This window comes from Pseudomonas entomophila (assembly GCF_023277925.1).
Lineage (GTDB): Bacteria > Pseudomonadota > Gammaproteobacteria > Pseudomonadales > Pseudomonadaceae > Aquipseudomonas > Aquipseudomonas entomophila_D.
On the sequence record NZ_CP063832.1, the window covers coordinates 1,748,375 to 1,762,924 of the forward strand.

Annotated in this window: 8 protein-coding genes; 4 read left to right on the top strand and 4 right to left on the bottom strand. The window is 63.9% G+C overall.

The window, feature by feature from the left end:
• Nucleotides 1–31: 31 nt before the first annotated feature.
• Entirely contained in the window at nt 32–1,705 is a 1,674-nt protein-coding gene (locus IM733_RS07615) for an MFS transporter (RefSeq protein ID WP_248920288.1), read from the bottom strand.
• Between the two features lie 342 nt (nt 1,706–2,047).
• Between IM733_RS07615 and IM733_RS07620 the strand changes: the two genes are divergently transcribed.
• Nucleotides 2,048–7,075 (top strand): dermonecrotic toxin domain-containing protein, encoded by a 5,028-nt coding sequence (locus IM733_RS07620; protein WP_248920289.1) that lies wholly within the window; start codon nt 2,048–2,050, stop codon nt 7,073–7,075.
• A gap of 1 nt (nt 7,076) precedes the next feature.
• On the opposite strand, the gene IM733_RS07625 is transcribed toward IM733_RS07620, so the two are convergent.
• Nucleotides 7,077–9,581 carry a UvrD-helicase domain-containing protein gene (locus tag IM733_RS07625; protein WP_248920290.1) on the bottom strand — a complete coding sequence of 835 codons (2,505 nt, stop codon included), beginning with the start codon at nt 9,579–9,581 and terminating at the stop codon, nt 7,077–7,079.
• Between the two features lie 186 nt (nt 9,582–9,767).
• Here IM733_RS07625 and IM733_RS07630 point away from each other — a divergent pair, with 186 nt between their 5' ends.
• Nucleotides 9,768–10,466 (top strand): pirin family protein, encoded by a 699-nt coding sequence (locus IM733_RS07630; RefSeq protein WP_248920291.1) that lies wholly within the window; start codon nt 9,768–9,770, stop codon nt 10,464–10,466.
• A gap of 132 nt (nt 10,467–10,598) precedes the next feature.
• Here the strand turns inward: IM733_RS07630 and IM733_RS07635 are convergent, their stop codons facing one another.
• Entirely contained in the window at nt 10,599–11,549 is a 951-nt protein-coding gene (locus IM733_RS07635) for an AraC family transcriptional regulator (RefSeq protein ID WP_248920292.1), read from the bottom strand.
• Nucleotides 11,550–11,834: 285 nt separating this feature from the next.
• Complete coding sequence (gene hisN, locus IM733_RS07640) at nt 11,835–12,626, bottom strand: histidinol-phosphatase (protein ID WP_248920293.1); 792 nt, start codon at nt 12,624–12,626, stop codon at nt 11,835–11,837.
• Between the two features lie 229 nt (nt 12,627–12,855).
• Between hisN and IM733_RS07645 the strand changes: the two genes are divergently transcribed.
• A complete protein-coding gene (locus tag IM733_RS07645; RefSeq protein WP_248920294.1) occupies nt 12,856–13,506 on the top strand; it encodes a helix-turn-helix transcriptional regulator in 651 nt (216 codons plus the stop codon).
• 203 nt (nt 13,507–13,709) lie between these two features.
• On the top strand, nt 13,710–14,375 hold the full coding sequence (locus tag IM733_RS07650) for an HAD family hydrolase (protein ID WP_248920295.1): 666 nt from the start codon (nt 13,710–13,712) through the stop codon (nt 14,373–14,375).
• Nucleotides 14,376–14,550: the final 175 nt, after the last annotated feature.

Here is a 14,550-nt window from a genome sequence, read left to right on the forward strand (position 1 = left end):
GAGTCCATCCGATTACAGTGGTCCTGCCAAATCAATGGATATCCCTATCCTTGGTCTCCGGCAGGAAGAAGATCCCCAGCACCGCCGTCATCACCGCGATCACGATCGGGTACCACAGCCCGTAGTAGATATCCCCGGTCGCCGCCACCATGGCGAACGCCACGGTCGGCAGGAAGCCACCGAACCAGCCGTTGCCGATGTGGTACGGCAACGACATCGAGGTGTAGCGGATACGCGCCGGGAACAACTCCACCAGCCAGGCGGCGATCGGGCCGTAGACCATGGTCACGTAGATCACCAGGAGGGTCAGCAGCACTAGCACCATCGGGTAGTGGATCTTCGCCGGGTCGGCTTTTTCCGGGTAGCCGGCTTCCTTCAGCGCCGCCCCGAGACTGGCGGTGAAGGCATCGTTCTGTGCCTTGAAGTCCGCCGCCGCCAGGCTGCGGCCATCGAAGCTCGACAACACCCGCTCACCGATGTGCACCTGGGCGACGCTGCCGGGCTCGGCGGCCCGGTTTTCGTAGGGGATGGCGCGCTTGGCCAGCAGGCTCTTGGCGATGTCACAGGAACTGGTGAAACGGGCCTTGCCCACTGGGTCGAACTGGAACGCGCATTGCCCAGGGTCGGCCACCACCACCACCGGGTTCTGCTCCTGGGCGACGAACACATCCGGGTTGCCGTACTCGGTGAGCCCCTTGAAGATCGGGAAATAGGTCAGCGCCGCGATGATGCAGCCGGCCATGATGATCGGCTTGCGCCCGATGCGGTCCGACAGGCTGCCGAAGATGATGAAGAACGGCGTACCGATCAACAGCGAGCCGGCAATCAGCAGGTTGGCGGTCTGCGGGTCGATCTTGAGCATCTGCATCAGGAAGAACAACGCGTAGAACTGCCCGGTGTACCACACCACCGCCTGGCCGGCGGTGCCGCCGAGCAGCGACATGATCACCACCTTGAGATTGTCCCAGCGGGCGAACGACTCGGTGAGCGGTGCTTTCGACGCCTTGCCCTCGGCCTTCATCTTCATGAACACCGGCGACTCGTTGAGTTGCATGCGGATGTACACCGAGATGGCCAGCAGCAGGATCGACAGCAGGAACGGGATACGCCAGCCCCAGTCTTCAAAGGCTTCGGTACCCATCGCCATGCGGCAGGCCAGGATCACCAGCAGCGACAGGAACAGCCCAAGTGTGGCGGTGGTCTGGATCCACGCGGTGAAGAATCCGCGCCGGCCCTTCGGCGCATGTTCGGCCACATAAGTGGCCGCGCCGCCGTACTCGCCGCCCAGTGCCAGCCCTTGCAACAAGCGCAAGGTGATGAGGATGACCGGCGCGGCCACGCCAATCGCCGCATAGCTCGGCAGGATGCCCACCACCGCGGTGGACAGGCCCATGATGACGATGGTGATGAGGAAGGTGTACTTGCGCCCGATCATGTCCCCCAGGCGGCCGAACACGATGGCGCCGAACGGCCGTACCGCGAAGCCGGCGGCAAAGGCCAGCAAGGCAAAGATGAACGCAGTGGTTTCATTGACGCCGGCAAAGAAGTGCCTGGCGATGATCGCCGCCAGCGAGCCGTACAGGTAGAAGTCGTACCATTCGAACACGGTACCCAGTGAAGAGGCGAAAATGACCTTGCGCTCCTCCCGGGTGATACCACGTTGGGGCGCGCTACTGCCCGTGGATGCGCTGTCGAGGACCGCCATGGGTCGCCTCCGTCAAGTTGTCGCGGGCCGGAGTGTCCCAAACAGAATCAAACGCACGCACCCAGGCCCCAGGGCTTTACCGGTTGCGCGAACCACGACGAGGCAGGCCTCGGATCGCGGCAAGGTCACCTGAAGCATAATCGGCTTTGTCGGGATAGCCAGTGTGCCCCGGCCCTCACACCAGGAAGCGAGCGACCTCGTCAATCACCTGCGGCATCTGTTCGCGGTGCGGCGCTCGTCCGCAACCTGCCACGATCCGATTCAGCTCGATCCGGTTGCATCCGAATCCAATATGTACCACCCCTGCCAGCTTCTGCCGCTGTTGAATGGCCGCTTACCTTCATGGAGCACGACCATGCACAGCATCCCCCCCCCTACCACCAGCAGCAGATCCTGCGCAGCTTGCCCGGCTGGACGAAACACCTTCATCACACACAGGCCAGCAGGCTGCTGAGCCGCGCGCGTGCGGAGCACGTCAACGCAGAAGGCCAACTCCCGGAATGGTTCACGCAGGCTAGCCCCAAACAGAGGGCCGACCTGCGCAATGCCATCCATCGCCGGGCCACCAGCCACAAGGCATTGGCCAAGGCGCTGAACGGTCTGCGTGGTATCACCGAGTTTTGCGAACCCCTGCTGCAGGCGGAACTCGGCCTGACGGTCCCCGTGACAGACGCACAATTTCGCTTCCAACCCTTCACTTCACACCAGGAAGGCGACTTTCCCGACCCTGATGCCTCGCACTACACCCCTCGCCCGCCGTTGTTTACCGAGCAGCCGACCGGCAGCGCGACCCTCACCAGCCTGCTAGAGGCCGCCCTGCACAACTTCGAGGGCATGGCCGAGGTCGGCTCGTTCAGTACCTTGCAAGCTAGCATTACAGACAGCGCCGAGCTGCCTGGCCTGACCACCAGCCAGTTCGTGAGCCGCTGCCGCATGCTGGACCTGGGCAAGCGCTACCAGGCCCACCTGCAAAGCCTGTATGGCGGTGACCGCAAGGCCCAGGTGCAGCCAGCATGGGTCCAGGCCCGCCGCGACGAACTGGCAGTGAAATGCATGATCGCGCATTTGCGGGGCAAACTCAGCGACGCGGGCTACCAGGCGCTGCGCCAGTTCTGTGTCACCGATACCGCCCCGCGCTACGGCACCCACCCCATCGTGGCGCAGACCCTGACCATGCTCGACATCCAGGTGCACGACCTGCTCCTGTTGACGCCCACAGGCATAACCACACCACCTTGTATCGCCTATCTGCCTTTCGATGACGAACATCCCGTGCAGGAGTTCGCCAACTTGCTGGCCCTGGGCAGGTATGTGCGCCGGCGCCTGCTGGAGCCCGCCTATCGCGGACGCTTCCTTGAGCATGTCGCGCTGAAGGATCGCCCGGAGATGGCCAGGAAGCTGACGGCCAGGCTGTTCGAAAAACGCCGTCCGGATGTGATCCCCCTCGAACCGCCTTCACCCGCTTTTGGCGAAACCGAACCCGGCGTGCATCCCTGGCAAGGGCAGGTGGCCGACGAGGCGCACGAGGAAGATGACGCACCGCGGCCCGCCCGCTTCCCGGCGCTGGCGGTGCATCAAGTGCCGATCGCCTTCCCCGTCTGGCCCAAACTCTTCAATGCCCATGTTCAGCGCCTGCAGGCTGATGCCCGCGGGGTCGCGGTCCCGACGGCGGACATGGATGCCAAGGCACGTGCCGAGCGCCTGAAACACTGGGCCGAACGCGGCCTGACGCTGCTCAACGTCGCCGCCATGTTCGTCCCGGGCCTCGACGCGGTCATGCTGGCCGTGGGAGCCGCGCAAGTAATGGCGAGCATCTTCCATGGTTTCGAAGCCTGGTCCGAAGCAGACAATGCCGAAGCGGTGGCGCAAGTCGAGTCGCTGCTCGTCAATCTCGGCGGCGTCATCGTCATCGCAGGTGCCGCCAAGGTGGCGAAGGCCTCCGGGTTCGTCGACTGGATGCAGAGCATCTGGGTCGACGGCGAGCAACGCCTGTGGCACCCGCAACTCGAACAGTACCGCAGCCCGGTCGCGCTGCCTGAGGGCCTGCTGCCAGATGCAGAAGGCATCCTTGACCATGACGCGCGACACTTCATCAAGCTGGCTGACCACCTCCACGAAGTTACCCGGGACGCCGAGGGCCACTGGCGCATCGTGCATCCGCACGATCCACAGGCTTATCAGCCGCGAATCGAGGGTAACGGCAAAGGGGCCTGGCGAATGCAGCACGAACGCCCACAGGACTGGAGCCGCGTCACATTGATGCGCCGCCTCGGCCCACTCGGCACGGGCTTGAAGGACGAAGACCTGCTCGCCGCACTCGACAGCACGGAGCTGGACCGTGGCGTGCTGGAACAACTGCATGCCGATGGCAGGCGCCCCCCGGCGCTGCTCGAAGACGCCTTGCGACGACTTGAAGCCGACACAACCACCGACGACATCATCGCTCGTACCCGTGCGGGCAGCCCGTTGGCCGCCTACAAGCAGTTCGCCATCAGCGTGCTGGGCGAACTGCCCGGCTGGCCCGAAGATGTCGTGTTGGAAGTGTTCGACGGCACCGAGCCAATGGGAAGCGCGACGCGCTATGGGCGCGACTGGCTGGGTGACACCGTGATCCAACTGACCCGGACCGATCTGGACAATGGCGATCTGGCACGCATCGTCCTTGAGCATCTGGACGAAGACGTGGTCAACGCACTGTTACCCGAGGGTACCGATACCGCGCACCGCCAGCAGGCGCTGCAGAACCTGATGGCCGACCAGCTCGCAACGAAGCGTCAGTCGCTGTTCGACAATTTCTACAAGAGCACCTGCGAAGCCGCCTGGCCCTCGACAGGCCCCCTCGGCCGACAGTTTCCGACCTTGCCCAGGCAAGCGCTGGAGGAGCTGGCTGGCCAGGCCAATACCCTCGAACGGGAAACCCTGCTCGCCGGCCGCGTGCCCCTGCGCATCGCCGAGGAAGCTCGCCTGATGCAAGCCCGCGTACGCCTGGACCGAGCCATCCTGGGCCTGTACCGAAGCAGCCTGGCAAACGCCGACACCCAGAGCATCCGTGCCAGCCTGCTTGCCCAACATCCACAGTGGACGGCCGAGCAGTGCTACCACGCCGCATTGGCCGATCGCCCACGCGCCGCCCGCCTGATCGGCCAGCAACCGCTGCCCAGGGGTTTTCGCTCGCCGTTACGCCTGAGCGATGGGCGTTTTGGCTACCCCCTGAGCCCCGGCATTTTCGCCTCCAGGGCCGAGCGCGAACTGCACGCGCTGTACCCAGGCCTGGCCGACCGTGAGCTGCGCCAGTTGCTCACCACCCTGCGTGCCAGGGGCAATGCGACCGAACAGATCCAGGCGCTACGCACACAGCTGGATGGACTGCGCCAACAGCTGACGGACTGGGCAAGCATGGGTGCCAACGACTGGGGCGAGGAAGTCGGGCAGTTCTACAACCGAGCTTGCGATGTTCTGATACGCGCTTGGCAGCGAATGGAAGGGGAAACGCTCACCCTGTCCAACCTGGCACTCGATGCAATGCCATCACTTTCGACGCGTTTCGACCACATCACCGAACTGGTGCTGGAGAATCTCAATGTGATCGAGTTGCCCGACGACTTCCTGCAAGCGTTCCCATCATTACGACGGGTCGAGGTGATAAACAGCCCACAGATGAGCGCATCCTCCATCCTGCGCGCCTTGCGTAACGCCCCACAACTGCGCGAACTGCGCCTGGACGGCATGCCCATGGGGCAACTGCCCGCCGAGGCCAATGAAGTACTGCCACAACTGCAGCACCTGCGCAGCCTCTCCCTGCCTCGCAACAGGCTGACGCTCACCCCACAGGATCTGCAGATGCTGGCCGGACTGCGCCTGGAAACCCTGGACCTGCGCTTCAACAACATCACGCTGGACGCAGACACGGCGAACCAGTTCCGCAATATGGGCGAACTTCGCGAGTTGCGCCTGAGCATCAACCCACTGGTTACCAGCCCCGACCTGACCGGCCTCGACAACCTCGCCACCCTGCATCTGGACAACTGCCAGCTCGAACGCTGGCCCGCTGGATTGAGCGGCTTGATGCAGCGCACACCGAGCATGCTGCGCGAGCTCGACCTGAGCATGAACCGTATCGACCAGGTGCCCGACATGCAGGCCTTGCTGGTATCCCCCTACGCGGACGGACTGCTGGGAAGGCGCTCCCAGTACCGCTGGCGATTCAACTACAACCCACTGGACGAGAACGTCCGCCGCGGCCTCGAGGTGGCGGGTGTATCAGTCGAACCGCTCTTCGAAGACCCAGGCCAGGGGCTTGCGCCCGCCCCTGCGACAACACCACGCATCAACTGGCTGGAGCACGCGACCGAACCACAGAAAACGACGTGGAAAGCACTGTTCGATGGAGACAGGCATGCCAACCTGCGCCAGGTCGTCGAACAGGTCGGCATGTCCGCCAGTGCGCGACGCCAACCCGAGGCGTTCGCCCGCCAGGTCTGGGCATTGCTGGAGCGGGCCGCAGCCAGCACCCGCCTGCGCAAGCGGCTGGAGCAAGTCGCCAGTGAGTTTCCGGTATCCTGTGGCGACGCCGGCGCCGATGCATTCGGCACCCTGCAGATCGAAATCATGGCCTACGATGAAGCCGCTGGCGCGCAGGTAACCACACCGCGGCTGTTCCAGTTTTTCCGTCGCCTGTTCCGTCGCGATCAGGTCAACGAACTGGCCCAGGCGCTGTTCAACGCCCGCCAGGCCAGGCGCAATGCCATGCAGGCCCTGGACGCCTGGCGCGCCTTGCCGGTAGGCGATCGTGGCGTGAAGCCGACGGTGCCACCCCTGCACCGTTTCGACACCGTGTCGGACGACGTGCTGATCAACGGCCTGGGCCAGGGGCTTGACCTGATCGAGATGCGCCTGGCCCTGCGCACGGGTTTGTCGAGCAGGCTCGACTTCCCCGAGCTTCAACGCGACATGCTGTACCGGGACACCGCCGATATTTCGGTCTGGACTGAGGAAGCCATCGGCGATGAAGTCGAGAAACGGGACCTGGACGCCCAGGCTCGCCGTCAGTGGATCTCGCGGCAACCGACCTGGCGGCGCCTGTTGCGCTCAGAATATCGAGCCCGGTTCGATGCCCTCAGGAAGCGCTGGGATGTTGGCGTGGACTATCTGGAAGGGAATGACCTGGAAGGGCCGCTAGAGCCCCCCGTGGCCGATGCGCTGTCAAAGGCACTGCAACGCAGCCCGCTGGGTGAGGATGGCCAGCCACTGCGCCTGGAGATCGCCAGCGACCAGTACGTCACGGGCATGAACCGCATGGCGCTGGGCCTGGAGGAGGACCAGGACGCCCTCTACCTGAAACTGACCACGCGCCGCGACCCCAACAACTGATCTACAGGCCACGCAGGTCTTCGAAGAAGGCCTGCCGCCCCTGCACCTGGCTCGACGCGCGAGGCTGCCCTGCGGCCTCGCCACTGGGCTTCTCCACATACCAGTAGCAGTGCCTGGCCGCCCGCGTGACCGCAACATAGGCCAGGCGCTGCACTTCCTCTTTCTGTGCCGTGTCGAACGCCTGCGCATCCCCTGGCTTGCCCAGGCCGGCCAACCGGTACACCTGGTTCTTGTAGGGCGAGCTGGTCAGGTACTGGCAGTCCCCCAGCATGAACACGGCATCGGCCTGCAACCCCTTGGCACTGTGATAGGTCAGCTGGCGCAGCCGGCGCTGCCCCGGCGGCAAGCTAGAATCAGCTTTAAGTAAAGGTAATATTTCTTTTTCAATCAATAACTTATCGATACTTTTTCGAAACAGAATCATCACTGTTTCACCGCGTTCGTAATGCTCGATCAAGGTCTGCGCCAACGCTGCCTCGTCACGTTCGAACACTTTCACCGGTGACAACGGCAACGTTGCCGCCAACCCGCTCGCCCGGGCCTTCTTGCCCGCGATCGCCGGCGCGCCTTTCACCAGATGCTCGGCGGCATCGATGATGTGCTGCTGGCTGCGGTAGTTTTCCACCAGCATCACCCGGGTGTTCGATGGTGACGGGAATGCCTTGGTGAACTCCATGAAGTACTTGGGCGAGCTGCCGCGCCAGCCATAGATCGACTGCCAGTCGTCACCAACGCACATCAATGACCCATGCTGGGCCGCGCGCCCCGTGTGCATGCCCGGGCCACGACGACGAATCTCCGCCAGGCTGGCGCGCAGCCAGCTGACGATCTGCGGCGAAACATCCTGGAACTCATCGATCATCAGGTGCGCCAGCGGACGCAGCAGCGGGTCAGGCAACAGCGCCAGGTTCTCCGGATTGTTTTCGCCGAACAAGGCGAACATGCGGTTGTAGGTCATCACCGGCGGCGACTGCGCCATCAGGTGCGCCTCAAGGGCCTTCCAATAGAGCGCCAGGGCCTCGAAGAATGCCGCGTCGCTGTCACCGGCGGGGAAACTCATGGCGGCCACGGCGGCATTGACGTCCAGGCCAAGGTTCTCGATGAAGCTGGCGGCAGTGACGAAAGCGTCGAGCAATGGCGATGCCGCCAGCTCCCCCTTGACCTTGTACTCAAAGCCCGGCCCGGCCATGGCATCGCCTGCGAGCGACGCCGCCAAGCGTTTTGCCGAAGCATAATTATCCAGCCATATCAGAGGCTTATCGCAGAAAGCTTGAAACAGCGTGCGCTTCACTGCCCACTCCGCCCGCACCGTCAGCTTGGCGCCGGGACGCTGGTACTGAGCGCTCTCGGAAGGATCGAAGCCCAGGACCACCCAGGCATCCAGCCCTTCCAGACGACCTTGCACGTGGAAACGACTACCGCGAATCTGCACCGTGTCGCGGCAGGGCTCGATGCCCTTGATCGGCCAGGCGCCGGCGGCGAACCAGAGGTCCTCGATCACATCGCACAGCTCCTCGTCGCGCTGGGCCGCCAGTTGCGTGACCTGCGCGCGCTTCTGCACATCCGGGTGCTCCGGGTCCAGTGGCTTGAGCAACAGGGCTTCCTGGCGCAGCACGCCGACCAACTCGGCGAAACGAGGGCTTTCGCCCAGCAGCACGCTGTAACAGAGGTTGAGCTGCTGGCGCTGAGCATCGTTCAGGCGCAGGTCGAAGGGGTTGCTCTCGGCATTGGCTTCACCACCGACGGGCATCTCGTTGCCCAGGGTCTCGAACGCACGCACCTGGGCGAACCCTGGCAAGCTGCGCACCAGCGGCAGGATGCGTGAGTGGAAGGTGCGCACCAGCTCACGGCCCTGGGCAGGCGACAGCTCGATCTGCCACAGCGCGAACACCTGCAGCAGGCGCTGGATGAAATCCTTGCGCGACTCGCGGGTGAAGGTCACCACGGTCATGGCGTCCAGCTCGAAACCCAGGTAATGGCGCAACAGCAGGATACGCAACACCAGCGAAGTCGACTTGCCGGCCCCAGCCCCCGCCACCACGCAGGTGGTCGGCGTGTCGCTGAAGATCAGCTTCCACTGCGCCGTGCTGGGCTGGGCCGAGGCTGGCAAGCGCTGGGCCACGTCGGCCTTGAAGCGCTTTTTCAGCTCGGCGGTCAACGGCAGGCGCCAGTCGTCGAACAGGTTGTCGTCCCGGCCCGGCACGCCTGAACCGTCGGGCCGGCTGTCACGGATCACCAGTACCTGACGCCCGGCTTCGTAGCCCTCCACGCGGCCACGCTCGTAGCCGTCACGCAGGCCGTCGGCGTGGCCGTTGCGCAAGCCATCGGCATGGCCAAGGAACCACGAGTCGCGGTGCTGTGCCCGCAAGCGGCTCAGGCCACGCCCCAGCAGGCGCGCGGCGAAGCGGCGCAGCCAGGGCAGTTGGGCGGGCGGGGTCAGGTCGGCCGGAGCCTGGGGATGCTCGTGAGACACGGTCACTCCATTGAAAATCGAAACAGCAGGCATGTTCGCCTCATCCGCGGCAAAGCGCCAGCGAATGCTTATGGATCAGTGGATTAGGCGATGAATCGCATGCGGTATAGCATCTAAATTATCTATTTTATTGATCATATCTAGCCGATATTTACGCTTTTTTTAGATATTTAAGCCGCGCATCATGGCCCCATTCCACCGAATCCAAGGAGCATCATCATGCTGCAACTGCGACCGTTCGAAAGCCTGGGCCACGCCAACCACGGCTGGCTCGATGCCCACCACCACTTCTCGTTCGCCGAATACCACGACCCGGCACGGCTGCACTGGGGCAACCTGCGGGTGTGGAACGACGACCTGATCGCCGCCGGCAGTGGCTTCCCGCCGCACCCGCACCGCGACATGGAGATCATCACCTATGTCCGCGAAGGCGCCATCACTCACCAGGACAGCCTCGGTAACAAAGGCCGTACCGAAGCGGGCGACGTGCAGGTGATGAGTGCCGGCAGCGGTATCGTCCATAGCGAATACAACCTGGAGAAGGTCGATACGCGCATCTTCCAGATCTGGATCATCCCGCAGAAGCTGGGCGACGCGCCGTCCTGGGGTACCCGGCCATTCCCCAACGGTGAGCGTGGCGAAGGTTTCGTGACCTTGGCCAGCGGCCGTGAAGGTGACGAGGACAGCCTGCGCATTCGCACCGATGCCCGCCTGGTGGCCGCCACCTTGCGTGCCGGAGAAAGTGCCGAGTACCACTTCGACAGTGGACGCCGTGGCTACCTGGTGCCGGCCAAGGGCGTGATCGAGGTAAATGGTTTGCAGGCCAAGGCCCGCGATGGCGTGGCGATCGAGCAGGAAAGCGTGTTGAGGGTGACCGCGCGCGAGGACAGCGAGATCGTGCTGGTGGACGTGGCCTGACTCAGCACCGTCTTGCCCCACTGATCCGATATGACCTCCGTAGGAGCGGCTTCAGCCGCGATGCAGGCACCGCAGTGCCCAGATCGCGGCTGAAGCCGCTGCTACACCTGTGGGAACCACCTGCGAAACGCGTCATTGCCGACGCCTGAAGGTCTCCGACGGCAACTCACCAAATTGCTGCCGATAGCTCTCCGAGAACCGCCCCAGGTGCAGGAAGCCATAGTCCAGTGCCAGCTCGGTGACACTGCGCACGCCGCAACTGGCATCGCCCAGGCACGCCCTCACCCGCTCCAGCCTGCGCTGGCGAATGTACTGCTTGGGTGTGGTCCCCAAGTGTCGATCGAACAACCCGTACAACGACCGTAGGCTCAGGTTCGCCTGCTCGGCCAGGGTTTCAGCGCTCAGCTCGAATTTCAGGTTGTCTTCGATGTACCCCAGGATCCTTTCCAGGCCCGCCCCGCCCAACGACTCCCGGCGCACATTGGTGCTCATCAGTGTCAACAGCTTGCTGGCGACGATCTGGCTGTAATGCCCCTGCACCCGAGGCAGCGAATCGCTGACTTCGGCTTCGTTGCAGACCATCCCCAGCAAGCCGAGAAAACCATCCAGCTCATCCAGCCGGTAATGATTGCGCAGAAAGCGCACGCCACCGCTGGGCCGCTGCCAGCGCTGCTCGTCGCAGATCGACTCGAGCAGACGCACCGGCACCTTGAGAATGAACTTCTCGCAGTCTTCGGAGTAGGTCAGGTCCACTGGGTCGTCCGGGTTGATCAGCAGCAGCTCGCCCGGCACCAGGTAGTGCTCACGCTGGCGGCCGCGCCAGAGGCAATTGCCGTTGAGCAACACCTGCAGGTGGTAGATGGTTTCCAGCGCCGGCGAGGTGACACGCACGCTGCCACCATAGCTGATACGGCACAGGTCCAGCTCGGCGAATTTGCGATGGCTCAGGCTGGCCTGGGGGTGCGTGGTGCGGGACAAGCCGATATGGTGCTGGCCCACATGCTGGTTGACGTAGTCGGACACCGCATAGGGGTCGGCGCGGTGGAACACGCAGCTTTGCTCGCTCAACAGGCGGCTTTCCATGGGCAAGGCACTCGCCATCGTTATTGTTATGGGCGCCGTATCCTGCGGCCCGGGCGGGCTGCGAACGCGGTCGGTCACGGTCATTCTATCCGGCCGCCACAGGGGCGTCGGGGCAGTCGACAGTCGGCTGGTAGCGCCCACACTAAGCAAAAAACCTGGCTATGGGCAATGCGGCCTGGGCAAACGATGGGCGGATAGCGGACATCGGTCCAGGCCATGCAGTTCGATAATCGGACAGTACCCGGACCGTTGGTAATCTCTACAGGGAGGCAGAGCGGCTCACATTCACATGGCGTGACGCAGCATCTCCACCACCTGCGCATGCAGCGCCTTGTCACCACAGGCCACCACGCAGCCGCCATTCTGCGCCGAGCTACCGTCCCATGCCGTGATCACCCCACCCGCGCCCTCGATGATCGGCATCAGGGCCTGCACGTCATAGGGCTGCAGGCTCGCCTCGACGATCACGTCGACGAAGCCCGACGCCAGCATGCAGTAGGCGTAGCAGTCGCCGCCGTAGCGCATCAGCCGAGCCTGGCCTGCCACCTTGTGAAAGGCCGCCTGGCGCGCTTTGGTGTCGAACATGTCGGGGGTGGTGCACATCAGCGTGGCCGAGGCCAGGTCGGTGCAGGCACGGGTCTTCAGGGGGGCGCCACTGCGCCAGGCGCCTTCCGGCGTACCGACGAACCGTTCACCGGTGAACGGCTGGTTCATCACGCCAATCACCGGGCGGGTACCGTCGTTGAGGGCAATCAGCGTGCCCCAGAGCGGCAGGCCGGTGATGAAGGCGCGGGTGCCGTCGATCGGGTCGAGCACCCAGGTCAGCGGGCTGCTGCCAACGGCCTCGCCCTGCTCTTCACCCAGAATGCCATGGTCCGGGTAGCGCGCCTGGATCAGCTCGCGCATGGCGTCCTCGGCGGCTTTGTCGGCCACGGTCACTGGGTCGTACAGGCGCCCGCCCTTGTCCTCCACCTCCAGGCTTGCGCGAAAATACGGCTGGATCGCGGCGGCAGCGGCGTCGGCCAGCTGTTCGGCGAAGCCGCGGAATTCGCCAATCTGTTCTGCGCTCAGGGACATGGAACGGGCCTCGTTGTGTGCAAAGGGCTTGCATCATACCCGACTGCCAGGAGAACCGAAGCGGCCCTGCAACAACCGATATTGTCATGCCATTATTGCCGCTTCATTTAACCGTCACTGAACCGTTGTACTAGGATAGCAAGCAGCTCCAACGGCCGTGCCGTCAACCAAGGACGCTGGTTACTGGCGTGCACGGGCCTTCGTTCCACAGCACATCATGGATGACACGATGAATTCGCACCTGCTTTTTCCGCAGATCGGCAAAGTCATAGCCAGTACCGGCAGCCGTCATTTCCCCCAGCGGCTGCACGACCTGATCCAGACCCACTTGACCATCGATGCCACCCTCATTCGCCAGATGCGGGTGGCTGGCGCCTGCTCTTCCCGCCCCGACGCCACCTTGCTCAGCGAGACGGTGTTCAGCACAGGCGAGCCAGGCGATGCCTTCGACGAGCCAGCGCGCCTGCACCTGGCGCGGCGCAAGGATGGCTACCGCTACGAGATCACGGTCTTGCGCGCGAATCCGCGCTATGGGTTCTCCGCCGTCGAACGCAGTCGGCTGGAGGATATCTCCCCACTGCTGCTGCCCATGCTCGAGAAACACATCAGTGCCCTGCAGCCCACGCAGCCAGAGCCGAGCGAGCCGGAAAGCCTGGAGCAGCGCTTCATCGAACGCCTGCGCCAGGCCGATATCACCTTGTCGGAGCGGGAGATGCAGGTGTGCAAAGGGCTGCTCGCCGGACGCACGGCACCACAGCAGGCTGAGCACCTGCAGCTGAAGGTCAACACCGTCGAAAGCTACCTGCGGCGGGCGGCGATCAAACTGGGGATCAGTGGGCGCAATTCGTTGATGCGATGGATGTATGCACAGGGCGATTGAACCGAGTATTGAACTGAAACGACCTCTGCAGGAGCGGGTGCCAGTCACCGCGATGCCCGCATCGCGGCTAAAGCCGCCCCCACGCAGAACTGACAGCCGACAGCCAATCGACTGTTACCACTGAATCGTTTCACATGCGGCCAGCGGTTGCGGCTAGAATCCCGAGGAACCCTCCGCCCGCAACCGTTTCGCCAGGATACCCGATGCTGACCGCCCTGCTGTTCGACCTCGATGGGACCCTCACCGACACCGATACCCTGCATCTGCAGGCCTTCCGCAAACTGCTGCATGACCATGACGGCCGCGCGCTGACCCAGGAGCAGTTCGATACCCAGGTCAGCGGGCGCTCCAACGGCCTGCTGTTCGCCGAACTGTTCCCGCACGCGGACAACGCCGAACGCCAGAGGCTGGCGGAGCGCAAAGAGGCACTGTTTCGCGAGCTGTCACCCAACCTGTCGCCCCTGCCTGGCCTGCTCGACCTGCTGACGCACGCCGAACAGCACGGCATCGGCATGTGCGTGGTGACCAACGCCCCACGCCTGAATGCCGAGCACATGCTGGGTGCCATGGGCCTGGATGAGCGCTTCAAGCATGTGCTGGTCGCGGACGAGCTGGAACGCCCCAAGCCCGACCCGCTGCCGTATCTCACCGGCCTGCAACGCCTGGGCGCCGACGCTGGCCAGGCACTGGCCTTCGAGGACTCGCTGCCAGGCGTCAAGGCGGCCGTCGATGCCGGGATCTTCACTGTGGGGTTGGCGACCACGCAGCCGGCCGAACGGCTGCGGGAGGTTGGGGCGCAGTTGGTGATCGAGGACTACGATGACCCGCGTTTGTGGGCATTGATCGAGCAGATGCAAGCGCCTCTGTAGGAGCGGCTTCAGCCGCGATGCGGACAACGCGTACCTGACACTCCCCTGACACCCGCTTTGCGGGTGATCGCGCCTGAAACCGCTCCTACAACGGCCCTTCCTCCCATCCCCCGCCGTTCGTCGGCCACGTGCCTTTAACTGTCGATTCCACCGCAGCCCCGTTCGACCACAGGTT

Coding starts and splice junctions, on each gene's coding strand:
- IM733_RS07615 (WP_248920288.1), bottom strand. CDS start 1,705: ATGGCGGTCCTCGACAGCGCATCCACGGGCAGTAGCGCGCCCCAACGT.
- IM733_RS07620 (WP_248920289.1), top strand. CDS start 2,048: ATGGAGCACGACCATGCACAGCATCCCCCCCCCTACCACCAGCAGCAG.
- IM733_RS07625 (WP_248920290.1), bottom strand. CDS start 9,581: ATGCCTGCTGTTTCGATTTTCAATGGAGTGACCGTGTCTCACGAGCAT.
- IM733_RS07630 (WP_248920291.1), top strand. CDS start 9,768: ATGCTGCAACTGCGACCGTTCGAAAGCCTGGGCCACGCCAACCACGGC.
- IM733_RS07635 (WP_248920292.1), bottom strand. CDS start 11,549: ATGGAAAGCCGCCTGTTGAGCGAGCAAAGCTGCGTGTTCCACCGCGCC.
- hisN (WP_248920293.1), bottom strand. CDS start 12,626: ATGTCCCTGAGCGCAGAACAGATTGGCGAATTCCGCGGCTTCGCCGAA.
- IM733_RS07645 (WP_248920294.1), top strand. CDS start 12,856: ATGAATTCGCACCTGCTTTTTCCGCAGATCGGCAAAGTCATAGCCAGT.
- IM733_RS07650 (WP_248920295.1), top strand. CDS start 13,710: ATGCTGACCGCCCTGCTGTTCGACCTCGATGGGACCCTCACCGACACC.